The sequence below is a fragment of the Bradyrhizobium sp. Kon58 genome, assembly GCF_055807455.1.
The window spans coordinates 218818-240838 of record NZ_JBVVOT010000009.1 but is presented as its reverse complement, the minus strand read 5'-3'; the positions used below and the strand labels follow the sequence as shown (position 1 = coordinate 240838).

22 protein-coding genes are annotated in these 22021 nt (G+C 64.7%); 8 read left to right on the top strand and 14 right to left on the bottom strand.

The genetic code is table 11. From position 1 onward, the window contains the following. Nucleotides 1-16: 16 nt before the first annotated feature. A complete protein-coding gene (gene cysC, locus AC0L20_RS18405; protein WP_473290430.1) occupies nt 17-1933 on the top strand; it encodes an adenylyl-sulfate kinase in 1917 nt (638 codons plus the stop codon). A gap of 310 nt (nt 1934-2243) precedes the next feature. Further along, nucleotides 2244-4409, top strand: a complete 2166-nt coding sequence (locus AC0L20_RS18400) for a malate synthase G (RefSeq protein ID WP_473290427.1) — start codon at nt 2244-2246, stop codon at nt 4407-4409. A gap of 153 nt (nt 4410-4562) precedes the next feature. Here AC0L20_RS18400 and AC0L20_RS18395 read toward each other — a convergent pair whose 3' ends face one another. Beyond that, entirely contained in the window at nt 4563-4718 is a 156-nt protein-coding gene (locus AC0L20_RS18395; protein WP_007599832.1) for a Thivi_2564 family membrane protein, read from the bottom strand. Nucleotides 4719-4989: 271 nt separating this feature from the next. On the opposite strand from AC0L20_RS18395, the gene AC0L20_RS18390 reads away from it, so the two are divergent. Then, nucleotides 4990-7083, top strand: coding sequence for a methyl-accepting chemotaxis protein (locus tag AC0L20_RS18390; protein ID WP_473290425.1), 2094 nt, complete (start codon nt 4990-4992; stop codon nt 7081-7083). 167 nt (nt 7084-7250) lie between these two features. Here the strand turns inward: AC0L20_RS18390 and AC0L20_RS18385 are convergent, their stop codons facing one another. Together AC0L20_RS18385 and AC0L20_RS18380 are read right to left on the bottom strand one after the other, a co-directional pair. Then, a complete protein-coding gene (locus tag AC0L20_RS18385; RefSeq protein ID WP_473290423.1) occupies nt 7251-7904 on the bottom strand; it encodes a DUF2865 domain-containing protein in 654 nt (217 codons plus the stop codon). Nucleotides 7905-7921: 17 nt separating this feature from the next. Continuing rightward, nucleotides 7922-8710, bottom strand: coding sequence for a L,D-transpeptidase (locus AC0L20_RS18380; RefSeq protein WP_473290421.1), 789 nt, complete (start codon nt 8708-8710; stop codon nt 7922-7924). Between the two features lie 209 nt (nt 8711-8919). Between AC0L20_RS18380 and AC0L20_RS18375 the strand changes: the two genes are divergently transcribed. The 5 genes from AC0L20_RS18375 to AC0L20_RS18355 all read left to right on the top strand — a co-directional run bounded on the left by AC0L20_RS18375 (nt 8920) and on the right by AC0L20_RS18355 (nt 13038). After that, nucleotides 8920-10032 carry an AI-2E family transporter gene (locus tag AC0L20_RS18375; RefSeq protein WP_473290419.1) on the top strand — a complete coding sequence of 371 codons (1113 nt, stop codon included), beginning with the start codon at nt 8920-8922 and terminating at the stop codon, nt 10030-10032. A 77-nt stretch (nt 10033-10109) separates the two neighbouring features. Next, nucleotides 10110-10481 carry an ElaB/YgaM/YqjD family protein gene (locus tag AC0L20_RS18370; RefSeq protein ID WP_473290417.1) on the top strand — a complete coding sequence of 124 codons (372 nt, stop codon included), beginning with the start codon at nt 10110-10112 and terminating at the stop codon, nt 10479-10481. Nucleotides 10482-10555: 74 nt separating this feature from the next. Then, the gene (locus tag AC0L20_RS18365; protein ID WP_473290415.1) at nt 10556-11011 is read left to right on the top strand and encodes a hypothetical protein; all 456 of its coding nucleotides are present in this window, start codon (nt 10556-10558) and stop codon (nt 11009-11011) included. A gap of 187 nt (nt 11012-11198) precedes the next feature. After that, nucleotides 11199-12341: an OpgC domain-containing protein gene (locus tag AC0L20_RS18360; RefSeq protein ID WP_473290413.1), complete on the top strand. Its 1143-nt coding sequence runs from the start codon at nt 11199-11201 to the stop codon at nt 12339-12341. Between the two features lie 88 nt (nt 12342-12429). Further along, nucleotides 12430-13038: a TetR/AcrR family transcriptional regulator gene (locus AC0L20_RS18355; protein WP_473290479.1), complete on the top strand. Its 609-nt coding sequence runs from the start codon at nt 12430-12432 to the stop codon at nt 13036-13038. A 7-nt stretch (nt 13039-13045) separates the two neighbouring features. On the opposite strand, the gene AC0L20_RS18350 is transcribed toward AC0L20_RS18355, so the two are convergent. The 11 genes from AC0L20_RS18350 to urtE all read right to left on the bottom strand — a co-directional run bounded on the left by AC0L20_RS18350 (nt 13046) and on the right by urtE (nt 22019). Further along, nucleotides 13046-14704 carry a CHASE domain-containing protein gene (locus AC0L20_RS18350; protein ID WP_473290411.1) on the bottom strand — a complete coding sequence of 553 codons (1659 nt, stop codon included), beginning with the start codon at nt 14702-14704 and terminating at the stop codon, nt 13046-13048. A 298-nt stretch (nt 14705-15002) separates the two neighbouring features. Beyond that, nucleotides 15003-15626: an urease accessory protein UreG gene (gene ureG / locus AC0L20_RS18345; RefSeq protein WP_473290409.1), complete on the bottom strand. Its 624-nt coding sequence runs from the start codon at nt 15624-15626 to the stop codon at nt 15003-15005. Nucleotides 15627-15676: 50 nt separating this feature from the next. Continuing rightward, the gene (locus AC0L20_RS18340) at nt 15677-16405 is read right to left on the bottom strand and encodes an urease accessory protein UreF (protein WP_473290477.1); all 729 of its coding nucleotides are present in this window, start codon (nt 16403-16405) and stop codon (nt 15677-15679) included. Further along, nucleotides 16386-17006, bottom strand: a complete 621-nt coding sequence (locus tag AC0L20_RS18335) for an urease accessory protein UreE (RefSeq protein ID WP_473290407.1) — start codon at nt 17004-17006, stop codon at nt 16386-16388. The genes AC0L20_RS18340 and AC0L20_RS18335 overlap by 20 nt, the downstream gene beginning before the upstream one ends. A gap of 14 nt (nt 17007-17020) precedes the next feature. Next, nucleotides 17021-17320 carry a putative quinol monooxygenase gene (locus AC0L20_RS18330; RefSeq protein ID WP_473290405.1) on the bottom strand — a complete coding sequence of 100 codons (300 nt, stop codon included), beginning with the start codon at nt 17318-17320 and terminating at the stop codon, nt 17021-17023. 140 nt (nt 17321-17460) lie between these two features. Beyond that, nucleotides 17461-19176, bottom strand: a complete 1716-nt coding sequence (ureC, locus tag AC0L20_RS18325; RefSeq protein WP_007605426.1) for an urease subunit alpha — start codon at nt 19174-19176, stop codon at nt 17461-17463. 37 nt (nt 19177-19213) lie between these two features. After that, nucleotides 19214-19753 carry an HD domain-containing protein gene (locus tag AC0L20_RS18320; protein WP_473290403.1) on the bottom strand — a complete coding sequence of 180 codons (540 nt, stop codon included), beginning with the start codon at nt 19751-19753 and terminating at the stop codon, nt 19214-19216. Nucleotides 19754-19810: 57 nt separating this feature from the next. Continuing rightward, nucleotides 19811-20116, bottom strand: coding sequence for an urease subunit beta (locus tag AC0L20_RS18315; protein WP_007599812.1), 306 nt, complete (start codon nt 20114-20116; stop codon nt 19811-19813). 9 nt (nt 20117-20125) lie between these two features. Continuing rightward, the gene (locus AC0L20_RS18310) at nt 20126-20428 is read right to left on the bottom strand and encodes an urease subunit gamma (RefSeq protein ID WP_007599811.1); all 303 of its coding nucleotides are present in this window, start codon (nt 20426-20428) and stop codon (nt 20126-20128) included. A gap of 33 nt (nt 20429-20461) precedes the next feature. Next, nucleotides 20462-21292 carry an urease accessory protein UreD gene (locus tag AC0L20_RS18305; RefSeq protein WP_473290401.1) on the bottom strand — a complete coding sequence of 277 codons (831 nt, stop codon included), beginning with the start codon at nt 21290-21292 and terminating at the stop codon, nt 20462-20464. Nucleotides 21293-21323: 31 nt separating this feature from the next. Then, on the bottom strand, nt 21324-22019 hold the full coding sequence (gene urtE, locus AC0L20_RS18300; protein ID WP_007605420.1) for an urea ABC transporter ATP-binding subunit UrtE: 696 nt from the start codon (nt 22017-22019) through the stop codon (nt 21324-21326). Nucleotides 22020-22021: the final 2 nt, after the last annotated feature.

The following is a 22021-nucleotide window of genomic DNA, read 5'->3' as shown; positions in this document are numbered from 1 at the left end:
AGGACGCGAGCGTCGTATGAACATGATCGTCACCCCCGCATCGCCTGCTACCCCGAACGGCACCACGCGGCCGCAGGTCCGCATCGTCATCGTCGGCCATGTCGACCACGGCAAGTCGACGCTGGTCGGCCGCCTGCTGCACGAGACCGGCAGCCTGCCCGACGGCAAGCTCGATATGCTCAAGGCCGTCAGCGCGCGGCGCGGCATGCCCTTCGAATGGTCGTTCCTGCTCGACGCGCTCCAGACCGAACGCGACCAGGGCATCACCATCGACACCACGCAGATCCGCTTCCGCACCAATTCACGTGACATCGTGCTGATCGACGCACCCGGCCACGCCGAATTCCTGCGCAACATGATCACCGGCGCCTCGCAGGCCGACGGCGCGGTGCTGATCATCGACGCGCTCGAAGGCGTGCGCGACCAGACAAGGCGGCACGGCTATCTCCTGCATCTGCTCGGCGTGAAGCAGGTCGCGGTCGTCGTCAACAAGATGGACCGTGTCGACTTCTCCGCAGAGCGCTTCAGGGAGATCAGCGACGAGATCTCGGCGCATCTGCAAGGCCTCGGTGTGAAGCCCACGGCCGTGATCCCGATTTCCGCCCGCGACGGCGACGGCGTCGCCGAGCGCACCGACCGCATCGGCTGGTACAAGGGTCCGACCGTGGTCGAAGCCCTCGACAGGCTCGAGCCGGCGCGGCCGCTGGAAGCGCTGGCGCTGCGCCTGCCGGTGCAGGCGATCTACAAATTCGACGATCGCCGTATCGTGGCGGGCCGGATCGAATCCGGCAGCCTGGTCGCCGGCGACGAAATCGTGATCATGCCGGCCGGCAAGATCGCCAGGATCAAGACGGTCGAGAGCTGGCCGGTGACGCCGGTCGCGGGCCGCCAGGGTGCGGGCCGCTCGGTCGGCATCACGCTCGACCGCGAGCTGTTCCTCGAACGCGGCGATATCATCGCGCATGCCAACAGCGCGCCGCGCGAGACCCGGCGGCTGCGCGCGCGAATCTTCTGGCTGCACGACAAGCCGCTGGCCAAGGGCGACCAGCTCCTGGTTCGCTGCGGACCGAAGGAAAGCCGCGCCACCGTCGTCGCAATCGAGAAGGCGGTCGATCCGGGCGAGCTGGCGAGCGTCGAGAACAAGGCGATCGGGCGCAATCATGTCGGCGAGATCGACATTTCCCTTTCGAATCCGATTGCCACCGATCCCTACACGGAAAATCCCCGCACCGGCCGTCTCGTGATCGAGGTGTCCGGGCGCATCGCCGGCGGCGGACTCGTGCTGTCGGTCGACGCCGGCCAGCGCGCCGTGCCCGTCGACATCGTGCCGGTGGAGTCCGCGCTGCGGCCCGACGAGCGCTCCGCGCGCTATCGTCACAACGGCGCCGTGGTCTGGCTCACCGGCCTCCCCGCCTCCGGCAAGTCGACTCTCGCAAAAGCGCTGGAGCGGCGGCTGTTCAGCAATGGCGGCTCACCGATCCTGCTCGACGGCGACACGCTGCGCGCCGGGCTCAACAGCGATCTCGGCTTCTCGACCGCCGATCGCAGCGAGAACATCCGCCGCCTCGCCGAAGTCGCGACGCATCTCGCCCGTAACGGCCACATCGCCATTGTCGCCGCCGTCTCGCCCGCCCGCGAGGACCGCGCCACCGCGCGCCGCATCGCCGACACTTCGTTCCGCGAGATTCACGTCGCGACGCCGGCGGAAATTTGCGAGGAGCGCGACCCCAAGGGCCACTACAAGAAGGCCCGCGCCGGCACGCTCGCATCGTTCACCGGCATTCTCAACGACTACGAGACGCCGCAAGCCGCTGAGCTCGTGATCGACACCTCGACGCGGACGGTCGCCGAGGCGGCGGACGAGATCGAACAGATGCTCAAGACGACCGGCGTGCTGTTCGACGAACTCGTGGACCTCGCCGCGAATATTTGAAGCCGGGCTCCGCTTGAGGGAGCCCGCACCCCGCCAAACACCGGTGTCGTCCTGGCGAAGGCCAGGACCCATACCGGGTGATCTATCCGTTAGGCTCGGTCGAAGTACCGGACGACGAGTCTTCGCCAAACCCCTCCCAGGACGACACTAGCGGCGCCACTCGCCTTGACATTTTGACAACTTTTGGGGGCCTTCTCACGGCCCCGATTTTGGGGCTAATAAGACCCCGAAAGCCGCTCCTTGGAGCGCATTTTGCTGCTGTCGGGTCAAAAGCAGCCAAAAACAGCCATTTCCAACGAGAAAGCCCATCATGAAACGCGTCGACGCCCACGGATTGAAGATTGCTCCCGTCCTGTTCGATTTCATCGCCAAGGAAGCGGCCCCGAAGACAGGGATTGCGCCGGATGCGTTCTGGGCCGGGCTTGCCGCCATCATCAAGGAGCTGGGCCCGAAGAACCGCGCGCTGCTGGCGGAGCGCGACACGCTGCAGGCCAAGATCGACGACTGGCACCGCGCCAACAAGGGCAAGGCTTTCGACCTCAACGCCTATACTGCCTTCCTGAAGGAGATCGGCTATCTCGTCCCGGAGCCGGCGACGCAGAAGGTCGAGACCGCCAATGTGGACGAGGAGATCGGCAAGATCTGCGGCCCGCAGCTGGTCGTGCCCCTGACCAACGCACGCTATGCGCTGAACGCGGCGAATGCGCGCTGGGGTTCGCTCTATGACGCCTTTTACGGCACCGACGCGATCCCGCACGATCCGTCCGAGAGCGGCAAGGGCTACAACAAGGCGCGCGGCGACAAGGTCATCGCCAAGGCAAAAGCGTTCCTCGATGCCGCCGTGCCGCTGGCGACCGGCAGTCACACCGACGTCACCGCCTATAGCGTGGTCGCGGGCCAGCTCGCGGTGAAGCTGAAGAGCGGCAATGCTACCGCGCTGAAGAACGCCGCGCAATTCGCGGGCTTCCAGGGCGACGCAGCCGCACCGAGCGCGGTGCTGCTCGCCAACAACGGCCTGCATGTCGAGGTGAAAATCGACCGCAGTAGCGCGATCGGCAAGGACGATCCGGCCGGCGTCGCGGACATGGTCATGGAGTCCGCGGTCTCAACCATTCTCGACATGGAAGACTCGGTCGCGGCCGTCGATGCCGAAGACAAGGTGCTGGTCTATCGCAACACGCTCGGCCTGATGAACGGCACGCTGTCGGCCGATTTCGAGAAGGGCGGCAAGACGCTGACGCGCTCGCTCAATGCCGACCGCAGCTACAAGACGCCTGACGGCAAGGGCGAAGTGAAATTGCACGGTCGCAGCCTGCTGCTGATGCGGAATTGCGGTCACCACATGTTCACCGACGCGGTGCTGGACGACAAGGACGAGGAGATTCCGGAAGGCCTGCTCGACGCCGCCGTCTCCGGGCTTCTTGCCGTGCATGACTTGAAAGGCAACTCCAAGGTCAAGAACAGCCGCACGGGCTCGGCCTATATCGTCAAGCCGAAGATGCACGGCCCCGACGAGGTGTCGCTGACCTGCGAGATCTTCGATCGCGTCGAGAAGATGCTGTCGCTGCCCGAGAACACGCTCAAAGTCGGCATCATGGACGAGGAGCGGCGCACCACCGTCAATCTCAAGGCCTGCATCCAGCGCGCCTCCAAGCGCATCATGTTCATCAACACCGGCTTCCTCGACCGTACCGGCGACGAGATCCACACCTCGATGGAAGCGGGTCCGATGATCCGCAAGAACGAGATGAAGGCGCAGCCCTGGATCAAGTCCTATGAGGATTGGAACGTCGACATGGGCCTGACCTGTGGCCTGCCCGGCCATGCCCAGATCGGCAAGGGCATGTGGGCCGCGCCCGACAAGATGGCGGACATGCTTGCCCAGAAGCTCGCCCATCCGCAGGCCGGCGCCACCACCGCCTGGGTGCCCTCGCCGACGGCCGCGACGCTGCACGCGCTGCACTACCACCAGGTCAACGTCACCGCGCGCCAGCAGGAGCTCACCAAGGGCGGCCCACGCGCGAAGCTCGAAGATATCCTCACCATCCCGGTGTCGAAGTCGAACTGGGCTCCCGACGACGTCAAGCAGGAGATCGACAACAACTGCCAAGGCATTCTGGGCTACGTCGTGCGCTGGATCGACCAGGGCGTCGGCTGCTCCAAGGTGCCTGACATCCACGATGTCGGCCTGATGGAAGACCGTGCCACCTTGCGCATCTCCAGCCAGCACCTCGCCAACTGGCTGCACCAGGGCGTCATCACCGAGGCGCAGGTGATGGAATCGCTCAAGCGCATGGCGGTCGTCGTCGACAAGCAGAATGCGGGCGATCCCGTCTACAAGCCGATGGCGCCCGCCTTCGACGGCACAGCCTTCAAAGCGGCTAGCGACCTCATCTTCAAGGGGCGCGAGCAGCCGAACGGCTACACCGAATACATCCTCACCGCGCGCCGCCGCGAGGCCAAAGCGGCCGGGTAGGCCCGAATAAGCGAGCACCAGAAGCCCCGGCTCACGCCGGGGCTTTTTTTGTTGGAGCAGTAGCCCGGAGCGAGCGAAGTGTAGTCCGGGGCCGCTATGGCTTGGGGCAAGACCCGGATTGCGCTGCGATCCGTCCGGGCTACGAAAGCCCGGCTAGAACACTGCCAGATATTTCAGCAGCGACACGATACCGATGATGATGACGACAACGCGCGCGATCTGCTTGGCGCGGCCGTCCATCGGCAGCATGTTGATGAGGTAAAGTACGAGAATGACGACGAGAAAGGTGACGAGGACGCCGACCAACATTGCTAGGACCCCCATTAGGCCAGTTGCTGACGCTCGATAACGCACAACTCTCGCGTCGGTTCCATCGAGGCAACCCTCTGCAACTTCTAGTAATTCCGTACTTCTACCGTCAGCCGGCCTGCCTAAAACTTTACCCTTTTCCTTTCAGATGCAGTCACCGTTGGGCCCTGAGCCACAAACGGCATGCGATTGCCTAGTCTTGCGTGCGCCCAGTTTTCCGATGTTGCCGGGGCGACTTCACGCACTTTGTAATGGGAATTGGGGGACTTCGATGCTGAATCGTCTGACCGTATCCGCGCTGCTGAAGGCGGTGATCGCGATCACATCGATCTGCGTGGTGGTCGCACTCTCGCTCACCGCCTACGAGTCCTGGGATCGCCTGAAGACCGCCAAACGCATCTCACAGATCGCCGACACGTCGGCCGATCTGTTCAAGGCGATGCACAATCTGCGCACCGACCGCTCGACCACGGTCCGGCTCCTGAACGCGACCGAGCCGATGGACGGCGAGATCGAGAAATATCTGCGCGCCCTGCGCGATGCCCAAATGCCCGCGATGGCACGCGCGATCGAGCTGCTGCCGACCATGGACTTCCCGCAGTCTGGCACCATGGTACCGGAGCTCGCGCGTCTGTTCAAATTGCTGACCGAAGAGCAGAAGCAGTTCTGGGAGGATGTGGCCAAGCCAAAGGACCAGCGCCGCGCCGGCCTGCCCAAGGAATACATGGAGACGACGCAGGGACTTCTCGACACGCTCGACAAGCTCTCGAACACGCTCGCCGCCACCGTCAATCACCTGGACGCCGCGATCGACCAGCTGCTGTCGATCAAGCAGAACGCCTGGCTGCTCCGCAACACCGCAGGCGAGGCGTCGCTGATCGTCTCGACCGGGCTTGCCGCCGGCAAGATCACGCCGGAAGGCCGCTACGCCTATACCCAACATGTCGGCGGCGCGAGCGCGATGTGGAAGGCGCTGGAGTTGTCGACGTCCGGCATGCAGTTGCCGGCGGGGCTCGCCTCCGCGATGGCCTCCGCCAAGACCTCCTATTTCGAGCCGCAATATCTGGCCTTGCGCGACCGTCTCGCGGACGCGCTGGTCAAGGGTGAGAAGCCCGAGATGACGGCGAACCAATGGAGCCCGCTCACGGTCGGCCGCATGGCGAGCGCGGTCGCAGTAGCAGAAGGTGCGCTCGATGCTGCCAAGATCCACACGCAGGAGCAGCGCGGCGCCGCAGAGCGCGCACTGTTCGTGCAGCTTACGCTACTGGCGCTCGCCGTGGGGCTTGCCGTCGGCGCGATCATGCTGGTCAGCCGCCGCGTCATCACTCCGCTCAACACCATCCGGGACGCCATGCTGAAGGTCGCCGGCGGCGACCTTGCCGTCGATAGCGGCTATCTCGATCGCAACGACGAGATCGGCGCGCTTGCCGGCGCGCTGGAGACCTTCAAGCAGCAGGCCAACGAGAAGCTCACGATCGAGGCGCAGGAGCGCGAACGCAATGCGGGCGCCTCCGCGCGCCAGCGCGCGGTCGAGACCTATGTCGGCGAGTTCGAGGGCGCGGTGCGCAAGACGCTCGGCGAGTTGAGCGAGGCCTCCGGCGAGATGCGCAAGACCTCGGGCGATCTCTCCGCGGTGTCGCGGCAGACCAACGACCGCGTGCAAATCGCGGGCAAGGCCTCCAATGACGCCTCCATGAGCGTCGACAGCGTCGCCGCCGCCGCGGAAGAGCTCAGCGCCTCGATCAACGACATCAGCCAGCAGGCCGCGCATGCCGCAGGCATCGCCAGCCGCGCCGTGACCCAGGCGCGCGACACCGACGGCACGGTCCAGGGACTTCAGAAATCGGCCGGCCGCATCGGGGAGGTCGTCGGCCTGATCAACACCATTGCGCAGCAGACCAATTTGCTCGCGCTCAACGCCACGATCGAGGCGGCCCGTGCCGGCGAAGCCGGGCGCGGCTTTGCCGTGGTCGCCTCCGAGGTGAAGTCGCTGGCGAGCCAGACGGCCAAGGCGACCGAGGAGATCTCCGAGCAGATCGCCGACATCCAGAAGGTCGCAGGCGACGCCATCAGCGCAATCCAGACCATCGGCGGCATCATCGGCGAAGTGAACGAGGTCGCGACCGCAATCGCCGCCGCCGTGCAGGAGCAGGGGGCGGCAACGCAAGAGATCACCCGCAGCACCCAGTTTGCGGCGCAGGGCACCAAGAACGTCTCGGACAACATCACCGGTGTCAAATCCGATGCGGACGCTGCTGCCGCTGCCGCCGACAACGTGAAGCACGCCTCCGAGATGCTGGAGAGCCAGAGTCGCCAGCTCGGCCATGAGGTCAGCGACTTCCTCGGCAAGATTCGCGCGGCGTAGGGTGGGCGGTTAAGAGAGCCGCGCCGACACCCTCGGTGTCGTCCTGGCGAAAGCCAGGACCCATAGCCACCGCACTCTGCAAGGGGCAGGCTGGTGGTCAGCGGTGTGGGGGCAACATCGGCATTTGGGGTAATGGGTCCTGGCTTTCGCCAGGACGACGTTGAGGGCTACTCCTTCGCCACTACCGGCACTTGGCGGAATCTTGCGCGCACCGAATCCGGCAATGGGGAGAAATTCATCGCGACACCGCGGCGGTCGTTGGCATTGCGGCTGGCGACCACCAGACCGTCGGCGCCCGCGACGATGTCGCCCTTGCGCAAGGTGGGATCGTCATCGACCTTGACCTGAGCGAGCCCGACCGGGTCTTTGCCGTTGCAGGTGCAGCCTGCGACAATCTCATTGCGATAGCGGAACGCGTTGGGCAGGTCAGAATAGGATTTCCCCTTGTCCGTCGTCGCGTCCTCGATGTTGCCGCCATAGACCAGTGAGGTCTCCGACGCGGGGCAGAAGCTCTTGCAGGATTGCGCCTTGCTCTCGGAATCATTTCCCTGCGCCGGGAAATAACGTCCGTCGCAGCCGCGCACGCAATAGGCCGTGCCGCCGCCGTAAGAGGCCCGCTGGCGCGGCGTGTCGTAGCGTGGCGCGTCATCGGTTTGGAACGGCATGCGGATCTCGGGGGCCGGCCGCCCGCGGAAGCCGCCGAACAGCGCCGAGAAAAAGTCCTCCGCATGGGCCGATGGCGTCAGCGCGAGGCCGAAGCAGGCAACGGCGACGAATGCCGCCGCGCCACCGGCGAGTTTGCCGATCGAACGTCTCTTCATGTGACCTCGCACGACCCTTAGTTCACGGCCGAATTCGAAATGTTCAGCGCTTGCCGCCCCGAGGGCAGAGCTGTCGCGGCCGGACGCTTGCGCGCGGAATCACCGCCTTTCGCCATCAGCGGCGCGTTCTTCGGCAGCACGACGACCTTGGCGCCGACATTGACGCGGCCGAACAGGTCGGTGACGTCCTCATTGGTCATGCGGATGCAGCCGGACGAGACGAACTTGCCGATCGTGGTGGGATCGTTGGTGCCATGGATGCGGTATTCGCTCGACCCGAGATACATCGCACGCGCGCCGAGCGGATTGCCGGGGCCGCCGGCGACGAAGCGGGGCAGATAGGGTTGGCGCGCGATCATCTCAGCCGGCGGATGCCAGTCCGGCCACTCCGCCTTGCGGCTGACGCTCTGCACGCCCGACCAGGTGAAACCTTCGCGCCCGACGCCGACGCCATAACGAATGGCGCGGCCCTGGCCGAGCACGTAGTAAAGATAAGTATTGTTGGTATCGATGACGATGGTACCGGCCGGCTCGCTGCGGTCGAAGCTGACAATCTGCTTGCGCAGGCGATCGGGCAGCGCGGCATCCTCGTCGGAGGCCTGCGCGTTCGGGCTTGCATAGCCTTGGTTCGCATAACCCTGCGAATAACCCTGGTCCTGCGGGTAGGCCTGATCCTGCGGGTAGGTGTAGCCCAGCGTCTGTGCGCTTGCGGCGCCGAACGGCACTGCCAGCAAAGCCGTTGCGAACGCGAAAGCGGTGATGCGGCGCGGCGATAAGCGGCGTCGGACTGCAGAGAACTTCGTCATGTGCTGCCCCGTTGGATGCCTGCATCAGGGTGATGCGCTGGTCCGATCAACGCGGTCGAGCCGATACAAGTTCCCCTGCCGGATGCAGCAGCGACGTCACAGTCAAGCGAGCATTCCTTCACGAAGCCGCGATGGAACCCGCAGGGCGCTTGGACGTTCTCTCCTGGTCGTGGGCGCGCGGACCGAAGACTCCGTGCCGGAGAGGTATTGTGCGCGTCCTTCCCAGTGAACGTATGACTTCCGGCAACGGCGAAGGCACCCCGCTTCCCGAGAGCCACGGCGAGCTCCCCCCGGTGATCCGCCGCACCGAGCTCGTCGCCTTCTCGCTCGCCGGACTGCTCCTCATTGCAATCGTCGCGGTGCTCTATGTCGGAAAGGCGTTCTTTCTGCCTGTCGTGATGGCGTTCGTCACCGGCACGATGCTCTCGCCGGCGGCGACCTTCCTTGAGAAGCAGAAAGTGCCGCGGAGCCTCGCCGCCGCGCTGATCGTGTTCGCGGTGACCGCCGTGGTCGGCTTCATCGTCGCGCTGATCGCTTCGCCAGCGATGGAATGGAGCTCGCGCCTGCCAGAACTCGGCGCGCAGTTGAAAGACAAGGTCCACGTGTTCGACCGGCCGCTGGCGCTGTGGCGGGAGCTGCAGATGATGCTCGGCGGCTCGGAGGGATTGCCAAGCTTCCAGATGCCGAAATTCGATTGGGTGCAGCCGACGATCGAATTCCTGTCACCGACCTTTACCGAATTCCTGCTGTTCTTCGTCACCCTGATCCTGTTCATCGCCAGCTGGCGGGACTTGCGACGGGCAATGATCATGACGTTCAGCGATCATGAGGCACGGCTGCGCACGCTTCGCATCCTCAACGAGATCGAGGTCCATCTCGGCAACTACCTCTTGACCGTGACCCTCATCAATGTCGGCGTTGGCGTCGCCGCCGGCATTGTCTGCGCGCTCACCGGAATGCCCAATCCGGCTGGCCTCGGCGCGCTCGCGGCCACCCTCAATTTCATTCCGATCATCGGACCTGTGGCCATGTTCGCCATTCTGGTCGTGGTGGGACTGGTCACCTTTCCGACCGTCAGCGGCGGCCTGATGGCGGCGCTCGCCTTTGGCGGCATCACCTTCCTGGAGGGACATTTCGTCACGCCGACCATCATCGGCCGGCGGCTGGCGCTCAATGCGCTCGCGGTGCTGCTGGCGCTGGCGTTCTGGACCTGGCTGTGGGGCCCAATGGGCGCGTTCCTGTCGTCGCCGCTGCTGATCGTCGCCCTGATCCTGAAGGAGCATCTGTTGCCGCAGGATTCGCCGCAACTCCCGCAGGACTGACAGGTTTCCGTGAACGGAACTTACCCGACGACGAAACGTTTCCCGGCTGTCTCAGCCGTCAAAGTTCGGAGCCCCTGATGTCCACCACCAATGCCGAAGCCGCGATGAGAGACTGGACCGACAAAGCCACCAGAGAACGCCTCGAGAAGGATGTAGCAGCCGTGAAAAGCGATATCGCCGCCCTCACCGATCAGATCACCGACGCGCTCAATACTTTTGCCAACTCCTCCAGCAAGCAGGCCCGCCGCGGCTATAGCCAAGCGCGCGAAAACGTGGATTCCGCGATCGACGACATGTCGGAGCGCGGCAGCGCGATGATGGGCGCAGCACAGGAGGCCTACGGCTCGATCGAGGAGTCGCTGGAGGACGCGATCACCCAGCGGCCGCTCGCGACCGTCGGACTTGCGCTCGGCATCGGCTTCTTGATCGGCGCGATCTGGCGCCGCTGAGATCGCGAACGGGTATCGACACGGTGGCGCAGCGGCGCCGCCGGTGCGGGCTTGTGGGTTTGAGGAGCAAGGCCATGTTTCAGCGCTTCATCGACGGAATCAGCGCATCCACCGGGACCACCGTGCGGCTGACATCGCTGGCAGCAGGCGCGGCGTTCGCACTCTTCATCACCACGTGCTTCCTGTGCGCGGCGGCGTTCATTTCGGTGCTCAACAAATATGGTCCGGTGCAGGCCTGCCTCGCCGGTGCAGGCATTTTCTTTCTGCTGACCCTGACCGCGGCGGTGAGCTATTGGGTCTACAAACGGCAGTTGCGCAAGCAAGCTCATATCGCGGCCGAGCGCGCCACGAAGTCGGCGGCCTCGAGCATGCTCGCGGACCCCATGCTGCTCGCCACCGGACTCCAGATCGTTCGCGCCATCGGGATCAAGCGGCTGTTGCCGATCCTGGCGATCGGCGGCGTCGCCCTCGGAATCATGGCGAGCCGCGCCGGCGTACCCGACGAGGCATCGGCTGAACCTGCCGAGTAGGGGCTAGCGCGCGTTAGAAAATTTCGTCATAGGTCCCGCAAGCGCATCTTTCGGAATTCGACATCCGCGGGCGCCCCGCCAAATTTGCGTCGCCCGACGCGAATGTCCCTACTCACGCAAACGCTACTCGGATAGGCAGGCGGTTGCCGCTAAAAGCAGCGCCCCTGATTCCAAAAGTCATTTTTCGATGAAACCGTCCGTCCAGGCGAACCTCGCCGCATTCCATCACGACCCCCGGCTCTATTTGACGCTCGGCATCGCCAACTGGTCGGTTTTCGTCGACCACATCCCGAACAACGTGGTCAATTTGCTGACGCTGCGCAATTTCGGCTTCAGTGGCGCCGCAGACTTGTTCGTGTTCGTGGTGGGCTATGGGGTCGCGATCATTCACGGCAGGATCGCACTGGAGCGCGGCTATGTCGTCGCGGCGACGCGCATCTTTCGCCGCGTCTGGCGGCTGTATGCCGCCTATGTCGTGCTGTTCGTGATCTATATCGACACCATCGCCTATGTCGCCTCGCAATCCAAGGCGCCCGAGATCATCCACGAATACAACATATCGGGAATTCTCGAGCACCCGCTGCGCATCCTGGTGCGTGGCCTCGTGCTCCAGGAGGAGCCGCTGAATCTCGATCTGTTGCAGCTGATGATCCCGCTGATGGCCTTCTTTCCGTTCGCGCTGTGGGGGCTGTTGCGGCGGCCGAACCTGACGCTTGCGGCATCGGTCGCGCTGTACGTCGCGGCACGGTGGTTCGACTGGAATTTTCGGGTCTATCCGGACCAGGAGTGGACCTTTAACCCGTTCTGCTGGCAGATGCTGATGGTGCTGGGCGGCTGGTTCGCCGTGACCGGTGCGTCGGGCCGCGCGTTACACGGCCTGTCCTGGCTGCGCGTGCTTGCGGGCGCCTATCTCGTATTCGCAATGGCGATCACGCTGATGCGCCACTCGCCGGCGCTTGCCGCCTACTTGCCCAACATCGTGCTCGACAACATCACGCCGACCGACAAGGAAAACCTCGCGCCCTATCGCGTGGTCCACTTCCTCGCGCTCGCTTTTCTCGCGACACATCTCGTGCCGGCCGATCATCCCGGGCTGCAATGGAGATCGCTACGGGCGGTCATCCGATGCGGCGAGGAATGGCTCGCGGTGTTCTGCGTCGGCGTGTTCCTGTCCTTCGCCGGCCATCTCATCCTGATCACCGGTGCCAATCTGGTAGTGATGCAGATCGCCGTGAGTCTGGCCGGCTTCGCGGCGATGGCCGCGGTCGCATATTACATCGCCTGGTCGAAGCGGCAGGACCTGCCGGCGGCCTTGCGGCAACAGGCCTAGCCCGGCACCTTCCGATTCCGCTAGGCCGGCCATCGCGGCTGGGCTAAGCGGAGCGGCAGCGGATTGCGCGAGGAGGCCGGGCGTGGTGATGGCGAATGGCGGGGGTGAGGGAGCCGAAAGCGCGCCCCGGCGCGGCCGGCCGAGGTCGATCGAGACCACCAACGCCATTCTCCAAAGCGCCTATGCGCTGATGGCCACCACCGGCCTTGCCGCCACCACCATCGACGCGATCGCGCGCCACTCCAGCGTCTCCAAGATGACGATCTACAAATGGTGGCCGTCTCGCGAAGCCTTGCTGATCGACGCCTTCCTTCATCAAGCCGCGCAGATGCTGCCGCTACCGCCTGCAAGTTCGGGCAGCCCCGCCGCGCGCGCACGCCGCCATGCCGCCGCCTATGCCGAAGCGCTCCAGGGCGAGTTCGGCAAGGTCCAGCTCGCCGTCATCTCCGAATGCATCTCCAAGACCGGCTCGGCGGAGCTGTTCTACGCCCGCTACCTGCAATTCCGCCGCGACGCGCTGGTCGAGATGATCGCCGCGGGCCAGAGCGACGGCAGCATTCTGGCGGAAGCACCGCCCGAAGATCTCTACGACGCGATCTATGGCAGCCTGTTCTACCGCTACGTCTTCGGCATTGCGCCGATCACGCCGGCCTACGCGCGCAATCTGGTTGACCTCGTGCTGCGGCCGAAGAGCTAACCTGGAATCACCGCGCGGGCCGGATCGGTGCTGAAAGCTTGTCGGTGCGGTCGCGCTCGGTCATGTCCTCGACGGTCTCCATCGGCGCGGTCAGCTCGTAGACATAGGAGACGTCGGTGAAATAGCGCTTGGCGGTGCCGCCGAGCGCCTCGGGCGCGACGCGGTCGAGCAGGATCAGGCCGAAATCGGAATCGGGGCGGCGCGTCGCTTCGCTGGTGTTGAACTCCTCCCAGCGGAAATAGAAGACCTCGCCGGCGCCCTCGTTCGTCACCGTCCAATTGGCCGTGATGTGCGGATGCTTGCCGACCAGCGACAGGCCCTCGTCGGAGTGCGAGGCGAGCTCGAAGAACAGCAGCGACAGGCTCTGCGCCGCGCGCGCGCTGACTGCGATATCAGGACCGGTAACGGCGATGCGGTCGGCATGCGGAATGGCGCGCGCCTCGAACAGGCCCTTCAGCTTGACACCCTGCCACTGGCTCTCGCTGAGCAGCGAGACGACGTTGGACATGGCGTGGATGCGGCCGATCAGGAGCTCGCGCGCGACATCGATGTCGGAGCCATGGCGCAGCGTGCGGGTCACGATCGACTGGATCACCGCCAGGATGTTTTTGACCCGGTGGTTGAGCTCGTCGATGACAGCGGTCAGCCGGCGCTCGAAGCCGATTCTGACCTGGATTTCCCGGCTGAGCCGCAAATTGTTGTAGGCGACATAGCCGAACAGGCCGCACACCATCGCGGTGATCGCAAAGCCGATCGCCGCCACGATGATCGCAGTCTGTTCGGCGCGGCGCGCCGAATTGGTCTTGGCGTAATAGCCGAGCTGCCAGTCGCGACCACCGAAGCTCACCGTGCGCGTCGCCGACGGCGCCGGCCCATCGGCCGCCGTCGGGCGGGCCGAGACCACGCCTTGATCGTTGGCGACCAACTCGCCACCCTCACGGCGCGGATCCTTCAGCGCGACCGCGAACAACGACATGTCGTCGTTGGTCAGCATCAGGGAAGAGAGCTCATAGGAAAATGTGATGAAGCCCGCCGGCTCCGTCGCGCCCTCGGGGATGACGGGAGCGGCCACAATGATGCCGATCGGCCCGCCGCCACGCAGGAGGGCAACCGGTTCTGAGGCAACCGACCTCTTCTCCACTCTGGCGCGCGTCAGCATGGCGCTGCGCACCTGGTCCTGGTCGTAACTGCGGCCGGGCAGCCCCTTGGTCTCGTTGCTGCGCGGCTCGAGATCCATCAGCACATCGATCGGCTGGGTGACACCTGCCGGATCGATCGGCTTGTCGTCATAGCTGCGGATTCGCGGATTGGGGAAGCCGGCGCTCGCGATGGCGGCCTGTGCTGCGGCAAGCTCGTTCGGCTTCAGGCGGGCGACCCAGCCCGCCACCACGAAATCAGTCTTGAAGGCGTAGATGGCCGAGCGCAGCGGCTCGAGCATGTTTGGCTTGAGCACCGACGGCGCCCGAAACAGGCCGGAGGCAACCCGCGCGAGCAGTTCGCGCTCGGTGAGCCGGTCCTGGACCAGGCTCGCATGGACGTCGATCGCGCGCGCCAGCGCGATCCGGTCCAGCGCCAGCTCCTGGTCGTGGACGCGATAAGCCGCAAGCCCGGAGAGCAGGGCTCCGAGAAGAGCAATGAAGCCGATGATGAAACCCAGCCTGACCACGCGACTACTCAGGCGAAAGCAGGAGGTCGGCAATAAACACGGAGCATATGGACGCCGCTCGAACGGGCACGTGCCGAAACAGGGTGAACCCCAATGGCCGAGATAATGGAGGAGGAGGCATCGATACGCAACTTGGGTCGCCTGAGAAGCTTAAAGCCGCCCGGCCGATGGTCCGGCCGGAATGGATTGCTCCGGGCACCGGAGGTAATCAATTGCCGTGACCGAAATTTGTTCCGCGGACACGGCTCTGCCCATGCCGTTATCCGGGGAAAACGCCTGCGCCAAGTGGTCGCGCCGGTCAGCCGGCCCGTTTCAAGCCGCCTTTGGCCTCGATGAAACCGATGATGCGGTCCATTCCCTGGCTCTTCTTCAGGTTGGTCATGACGAACGGTCGCTCGCCGCGCATGCGCCTGGCGTCCGTCTCCATCTTTTCCAAGGAGGCGCCGACATAGGGCGCCAGGTCGATCTTGTTGATGACAAGGAGGTCGGACCGGGTGATGCCGGGGCCGCCCTTGGACGGGATCTTGTCGCCGGCCGCCACGTCGATGACGTAAATGGTGAGATCGGCGAGCTCCGGGGAAAAAGTGGCAGCGAGGTTATCACCGCCGGATTCGATCAGCACGAGATCGAGCCCGGGAAACTTGGCGCGCATATCCGCCACCGCGGCGAGATTCATCGAGGCGTCCTCGCGGATCGCGGTGTGCGGGCAGCCGCCGGTCTCGACCCCGGCAATGCGATCCGGCGTCAGCGAGCCCGAGCGTACCAGGAATTCCGCATCCCATTTGGTGTAGATGTCATTGGTGATCGCGGCGATGTCGTAGCGCTCGCGCATGGTCTTGCAGAGCAGGTCCATCAGCGCGGTCTTGCCCGATCCGACCGGACCGCCGATGCCGACACGCAAGGGACCGTGAGATGTAGCCATTGCTTCTTTCCTATCGTCGTCCTGGCGGCTGCGGAGTGTACTGGCCGCAATCAAGATCTGAACAACCGCGTATATTGCGTCTCGTGCCGCAGGCTGGCGAGGTCGGCGCGAAAATTCGCGCCGCCGAGATCGTCCAAGGTCGCATTCAGCGCACGATTTGCCGTCGCGGCAACCGCGCCTTCCAGCCTCACCAGCACGCGCTGGCTGTCGGTCTGGCCGAGCGGAATGAGCCGGCTGGCCGCGGAGATCCAGTTCGAGACCAGCGCATGCAGGAAGGCGTGCAGCGTCGGCGCCAGCGGCACGCCGTGCATCGCGGCGACCACGCCAACGGCAACGGGATAGATCAGTGGCGTCCGGCATGCCGCAACCATGGCATCCAGCCCGTCGGCATCCCACGCGGCGCGGGCGATGTCGATGAAGGCACGGCCCTGCGATGTCGTCTCCAGCTGCCGCTCGCGCGACGGCACGAAGGCCGCGGCGAGCTCCGCGATATCGCTCAAGGTGTCGCCCTCACCCGCTTCAGTGGCGCGATAGGCGTGGACCAGAAAAATCGCATCGCAGAAGCCCGAGCCATCGCGAAGCATCGCGTCGAGCCAGTCCGCCAGCGTCGCGACGTCGGTGATGTCGCCGGCCTCGACCGCCCATTCGATGCCGCTGGAGTAGGAAAAGCCGCCGACGGGAAACGCGGGCGACAGCCACGTCATCAGCCGGTACAGCGCCGCCGCCTCGCGCTCCGCGAGGTCGCGGGCCGCGACCGGCTCATTTGTGGTCATGAGCATGCTTGTGGCCATGGTCATGGTCGGGGTGATCGCAATGCTCGTCGTGGTGGTGATCGTGACCGTCGCCATGTGCGGCGTGACCATGGTGGTGATCATGACCGTGATGATCATGATGATCGTCGTGGCCATGATCGTGATGCGCGTGGTCGTCGTGTCCATGGGCATGACCGGCATCGGCATAGGCGCCGCCTTCGGGATCGAACGGCGCTTCGATCTCGATCACGTGGGCACCGAGGCCCTTCACCATGGCTTCGATGACGTGGTCGCGGCGGATGCGCAGGCCCTTGGCCATGATCTGCGTCGGCAGATGACGATTGCCGAGATGCCAGCCGACACGAATAAGGTGGTGGGGATCGTGGCCGCGGATCTCGAGCAGCGGCTCGGGCGCGGCGACCACCTCGACCAGCCGTCCGTCCTCCAGCACCAGCGCATCGCCGCCACGCAGCGCGACGGCATTCTCCAGGTCGAGCAGGAACTCGAGCCCCCGCGTCCCCATCATCGCCATGCGGCGGCGGTGTCGATCGTCGAAATCGAGCACGACCGTATCCGCCGGCGCTTCCGCGAAGCGGTGTTGTCCCCTGACCTGCGTCGCCCGGATCATGCGCTTTTACCTCGTTACCGTGTCTCGACCTTCTCGGGCGTGATCACTTCGATCTTCGGCGGCGCCGTAAAACACTTCACCGCGACGCGGCCAAACGTCTTCATGTGCTCCATGGCGCGATGCGGCACCAGTGCTTCGGCATTCTCCCACTGCTCGACGAACACCATCTTGGCGGGATCGGTGACGCTCTCATGCAGATCATAGGTGATATTGCCGGGCTCTTTCCGCGTCTCCTTGATGCAGGCGGTGGCGGCTGCAATGAATTCGGCGCGCGTTTCAGGCTTGATGGTCAAGGTGGCGACGACGTAGATCACGAGAAATCCTCCCGGCTTTTCTTCTGGGCTTCAGATACCCGGCGGGACCTTAGACCAGGCGAGATCGAACGCAAAACCGGAAAAGCTGTCTCCGATATGCGACCAAGACATACTCCTGGGACATGCGTTGAGGCGCTATTTCAGTACATGAAATATCGCTGCGCCATCGGCAGCACCTCGGCGGGGGCGCAGGTCAAGAGCTCGCCGTCGGCGCGGACCTCATAGGTCTCCGGATCGACCTCGATATTGGGCGTGGCGTCGTTGTGAATCATGCTCTTCTTCGAGATCCTGCCGCGGGTGTTCTGGACCGCATAGAGCTTCTTGTCGATGCCGAGCTTACGCGCGAGGCCGCCGGTAATCGCGGCCTTCGAGGTGAACACCACGGAGGACGCGGTCATCGCCTTGCCGAAGGCGCCGAACATCGGCTGGTAATGCACCGGCTGCGGGGTCGGGATAGAGGCGTTGGGATCGCCCATGGGAGCCGCGACGATCATGCCGCCCTTGACGACGCAATCCGGCTTGACGCCGAAGAAGGCTGGCGACCACAGCACGAGATCGGCGAGCTTACCCTTCTCCACCGAGCCGATCAGCTTCGAAACGCCATGGGCGATCGCGGGATTGATCGTGTATTTGGCGATGTAGCGTTTGACGCGGAAATTGTCGTTGTCCTTGCCCTTATCCTGCGGCAACGAGCCGCGCTGCTTCTTCATCTTGTCGGCGGTCTGCCAGGTCCGGATGATGACCTCGCCGAGGCGGCCCATGGCCTGGGAGTCCGAGGAGATCATCGAGAGCGCGCCGAGATCATGCAGGATGTCCTCGGCCGCGATGGTCTCCTTGCGGATGCGGCTTTCAGCGAACGCCAGATCTTCCGCGATCGAGGGATCGAGGTGGTGGCACACCATCAGCATGTCCAGATGCTCGTCGATGGTGTTGCGCGTGAAGGGCCGCGTCGGGTTGGTCGAAGACGGCAGCACGTTCTTCAGCCCCGCGACCTTGATGATATCAGGGGCGTGGCCGCCGCCGGCGCCCTCGGTGTGGAAGGCGTGGATGGTGCGGCCCTTGAACGCCTTGATCGTATCCTCGACGAAGCCGGATTCGTTCAGCGTGTCGGTGTGGATCATCACCTGGATGTCGTAGTCATCTGCGACCGACAGGCAGGTGTCGATCGCGGCCGGCGTGGTGCCCCAGTCCTCGTGCAGCTTCAGCGCACAGGCGCCGGCCTTGATCATCTCGACCAGCGCGGCGGGCCGCGAAGCGTTGCCCTTGCCGGAGATGCCCAGATTGACCGGGAAGGCGTCGAACGACTGGATCATCCGCCCCATGTGCCACGGCCCCGGCGTGCAGGTGGTGGCGAACGTGCCGTGCGAGGGGCCGGTGCCGCCCCCGAGCATCGAGGTGACGCCCGACATCAGCGCGTGCTCGATCTGCTGCGGACAGATGAAATGGATGTGGCTGTCGAAGCCGCCGGCGGTGAGGATCTTGCCTTCACCCGCGATCACGTCGGTGCCGGGGCCGATGATGATGGTGACACCGGGCTGGATGTCGGGATTGCCGGCCTTGCCGATGCCGGCGATCATGCCGTCTTTGATCGCGACGTCGGCCTTCACGATGCCCCAGTGATCGACGATCAGCGCATTGGTGATGACGGTGTCCGCCGCACCCTGCTTGTTGGTGACCTGCGACTGGCCCATGCCGTCGCGGATCACCTTGCCGCCGCCGAACTTCACTTCCTCGCCGTAGGTAGTGAAATCCTTCTCGACCTCGATGATGAGGTCGGTGTCGGCCAGCCGCACCCTGTCGCCGGTGGTCGGGCCGAACATGTCGGCATAGACGGAACGCTTTATTTTGACGGACATCACAAGCCCCGTTTGCGTTTGAATTTTGACATGGTGCTCACAGCGAGGTCCTCGCCGTGAGCACCATGTCGTCGAATGTCGTATCGAGCCAAGAGTTGGCGCCGCGGCAACCGGCGACAACCTGCTCGGCCCAGTCGGTGTAATCGACCAGATCGTCGCGTTCCTCGGCCGTCGGATCGGAATGTACGCGCGCGCCGATATTGCTGATCTTGTCGGCGATCTTGATCAGCCTGGCGCCAGCCGATTTTTTCGGTGCGTCGAGCACCTGACGCCGCCGCCGCTCCGGCTTCGGCAGGCTCATATCGTCGGTGCATTCCTCGACAAGCGACGCGACACGGTCGGAGAATTTTTGCGCGAGCTCCTCGCGCGTGGTGTCGGTGTCCTCGATCACATCATGCAGCCAGCCTGCTGCAACGAGTTCGGCGTCGGCGCCGTCCGTCGCGGTGGCAAGCAGGTTCGCGACCTCGGCGAGGTGATTGATGTAAGGCTCATGACCGCGGCCTTTGCGCGCCATCCCGTTGTGACGGCGCGCGGCGAGCTCGGCGGCTTCGGAGACGAGGCGGACAGGTGACAGCATGGCAAAGTCCTCCGTTTTCGCCTCAACCGTGCCGCGCCACGCTCGTTCCTGTGGAATTCACAGCTTCCCCATTACGTCGCCGCGGAAGCCGTAGATGGTCTTCTTGCCGGCCACCGCGACGAGCTGGACGTCGCGGGTCTGGCCCGGCTCGAAGCGAACGGCGGTGCCGGCGGCGATGTCGAGGCGCATGCCGCGGGCTTTCTTGCGGTCGAACTTCAGCGCCGGGTTGGTCTCGAAGAAATGGTAGTGCGAGCCGACCTGGATCGGGCGGTCGCCGGTGTTGGCAACCGTCAGCGTCACGGTCTTGCGGCCGGCATTGAGCTCGATCTCGCCGTCCTGGATGAAGAGTTCGCCGGGGATCATGCTTCTCTCCTACCTGATCGGCTCGTGCACGGTGACGAGCTTGGTCCCGTCCGGAAAGGTCGCTTCGACCTGGATGTCGTGGATCATCTCCGGGATTCCCGGCATCACCTGGTCGCGGGTGAGGACCTGCGCACCCGCCTGCATCAGCTCGGCGACGGTGCGGCCGTCGCGCGCGCCTTCGAGGATGAAATCGGAGATGAGCGCGATCGCCTCGGGATGGTTGAGCTTGACGCCGCGATCCAGTCGGCGGCGGGCCACGATCGCCGCCATCGAGATCAGAAGCTTGTCCTTTTCGCGGGGAGACAGGTTCATGCGAAATCTCTTCCGTTCAACACTTTCAGTCGATCAATTGAGCCAGAGCCGCGGCAACGCCGCACCGGTGCGCGCCAGCACGGCCATCATGTCGGCGCGCAGCCGCGCCGCATCTTGGGCACAGAACCGCGCCATTGCAAAGCCATTCCAGGCGGATATCCCGACCTCGCCGCCAAAGGATTCCGAGGCCTCGCGGAGACGCTCGATCAGGGCCTCGTCGCCGGGCACGATCAGCGCCGTGCCGATCGCAGCGCCGCCCTTCGCCACTGCCGATCGCGCAAGCTTTGCGCCGATGTTGCCGTCGAGCCTGACGGTCTCGGCGAACACTAACTTGCCGCCGCGACGCAGCCGCCAGCGGTCGACGAACTCGCCCTGCTCCATCCGTTCGCCCATGGCGGTGCGGCCGAACACCACGATCTCGCACAGCAGGAGCGAGGCAGTCGCATCGAGGTCTATGTCGAAGCGGCGCCGCACGCGCGCCCGGTCGAACAGGATCGTCTCCTGCGGCAGCCAGCCGAGATGTGCGCCTGCGGCAACCTTCAGCGCTATATTGAGCTCCGCCGCCTGCCCTGGCGCGCGGTAGACCTTTTCCGCGGCTGCCGTCGTCAGCGTCAGCTTCGAACCATCTGCGGCCGCGATCTCAATGTCGAAGCGATCGCCGCCCGCAACGCCGCCGGCCGTGTTGACGAACACACCGGAGAGACCCTCGTCCTCCGGCGAAGGGAAGCGCACGCGCAGGGAGCCGGACTCATGCAAGATCCCGCGACGTGTCACACCGTCGCGCGCGTGGACGTCGAAGCGCACCGCGCCGCGGGCGCGGTTGGCGTCGAACACCGAAGATGTCGCTAAAACGTCGCTGCGCATCCGCCTCCCCAGCCGGTCGCGGCAGAATGGCCTACAGCGCCATCTGGCGGCTGATTTCGCTCGCGTCGAGATTGGAGCGGTCGCAGGTGAACTTCACCGCGCCGCGATCCATCACCGCAAAACTGTCGCCGAGTTCGCAGGCAAAGTCGAGATATTGTTCGACCAGCACGATGGCGATGTTGCCGAGATTGCGCAGGTACGAGATGGCTCGGCCGATGTCCTTGATGATCGAGGGCTGGATGCCCTCGGTCGGCTCGTCGAGCAGCAGCAGCTTTGGCCGCATCACCAGCGCGCGCCCGATTGCGAGCTGTTGCTGCTGGCCGCCGGACAGATCGCCGCCGCGCCGTCCGAGCATGGATTGCAGCACCGGGAACAGCGAGTACACGTCGTCCGGAATGTGCTTGTCCTCGCGCCTGAGCGGGCCGAAGCCGGTCTTGAGATTTTCCTCGACCGTCAGAAGCGGAAATATCTCGCGCCCCTGCGGCACGAAGCCGATGCCCTTGCGCGCACGCTCATAGGGCTTCAGGCCGGTGATATCGCTGCCGTCGAGCACAATCGCGCCCGAGGAAATCGGGTACTGCCCGACCATGGCGCGCAGGAGCGAGGTCTTGCCGACGCCGTTGCGCCCGAGCACGCAAGTCACCTTGCCGGGTTCGGCCGCGATCGAGACGCCGCGCAGGGCCTGCGCCGCGCCGTAGAACAGGTTGATGTCCTTGACCTCAAGCATCG

Excerpts from the sequence above, each read along its gene's own strand:
- AC0L20_RS18335 (WP_473290407.1), bottom strand. The coding sequence starts at position 17,006 with ATGATCCGGGCGACGCAGGTCAGGGGACAACACCGCTTCGCGGAAGCG.
- AC0L20_RS18310 (WP_007599811.1), bottom strand. The coding sequence starts at position 20,428 with ATGAACCTGTCTCCCCGCGAAAAGGACAAGCTTCTGATCTCGATGGCG.
- AC0L20_RS18315 (WP_007599812.1), bottom strand. The coding sequence starts at position 20,116 with ATGATCCCCGGCGAACTCTTCATCCAGGACGGCGAGATCGAGCTCAAT.
- AC0L20_RS18365 (WP_473290415.1), top strand. The coding sequence starts at position 10,556 with ATGTTTCAGCGCTTCATCGACGGAATCAGCGCATCCACCGGGACCACC.
- AC0L20_RS18320 (WP_473290403.1), bottom strand. The coding sequence starts at position 19,753 with ATGCTGTCACCTGTCCGCCTCGTCTCCGAAGCCGCCGAGCTCGCCGCG.
- AC0L20_RS18305 (WP_473290401.1), bottom strand. The coding sequence starts at position 21,292 with ATGCGCAGCGACGTTTTAGCGACATCTTCGGTGTTCGACGCCAACCGC.
- AC0L20_RS18340 (WP_473290477.1), bottom strand. The coding sequence starts at position 16,405 with ATGCTCATGACCACAAATGAGCCGGTCGCGGCCCGCGACCTCGCGGAG.
- cysC (WP_473290430.1), top strand. The coding sequence starts at position 17 with ATGAACATGATCGTCACCCCCGCATCGCCTGCTACCCCGAACGGCACC.
- ureC (WP_007605426.1), bottom strand. The coding sequence starts at position 19,176 with ATGTCCGTCAAAATAAAGCGTTCCGTCTATGCCGACATGTTCGGCCCG.
- ureG (WP_473290409.1), bottom strand. The coding sequence starts at position 15,626 with ATGGCTACATCTCACGGTCCCTTGCGTGTCGGCATCGGCGGTCCGGTC.
- AC0L20_RS18370 (WP_473290417.1), top strand. The coding sequence starts at position 10,110 with ATGTCCACCACCAATGCCGAAGCCGCGATGAGAGACTGGACCGACAAA.
- AC0L20_RS18355 (WP_473290479.1), top strand. The coding sequence starts at position 12,430 with ATGGCGAATGGCGGGGGTGAGGGAGCCGAAAGCGCGCCCCGGCGCGGC.
- AC0L20_RS18390 (WP_473290425.1), top strand. The coding sequence starts at position 4,990 with ATGCTGAATCGTCTGACCGTATCCGCGCTGCTGAAGGCGGTGATCGCG.
- urtE (WP_007605420.1), bottom strand. The coding sequence starts at position 22,019 with ATGCTTGAGGTCAAGGACATCAACCTGTTCTACGGCGCGGCGCAGGCC.
- AC0L20_RS18380 (WP_473290421.1), bottom strand. The coding sequence starts at position 8,710 with ATGACGAAGTTCTCTGCAGTCCGACGCCGCTTATCGCCGCGCCGCATC.
- AC0L20_RS18395 (WP_007599832.1), bottom strand. The coding sequence starts at position 4,718 with ATGTTGGTCGGCGTCCTCGTCACCTTTCTCGTCGTCATTCTCGTACTT.
- AC0L20_RS18360 (WP_473290413.1), top strand. The coding sequence starts at position 11,199 with ATGAAACCGTCCGTCCAGGCGAACCTCGCCGCATTCCATCACGACCCC.
- AC0L20_RS18385 (WP_473290423.1), bottom strand. The coding sequence starts at position 7,904 with ATGAAGAGACGTTCGATCGGCAAACTCGCCGGTGGCGCGGCGGCATTC.
- AC0L20_RS18400 (WP_473290427.1), top strand. The coding sequence starts at position 2,244 with ATGAAACGCGTCGACGCCCACGGATTGAAGATTGCTCCCGTCCTGTTC.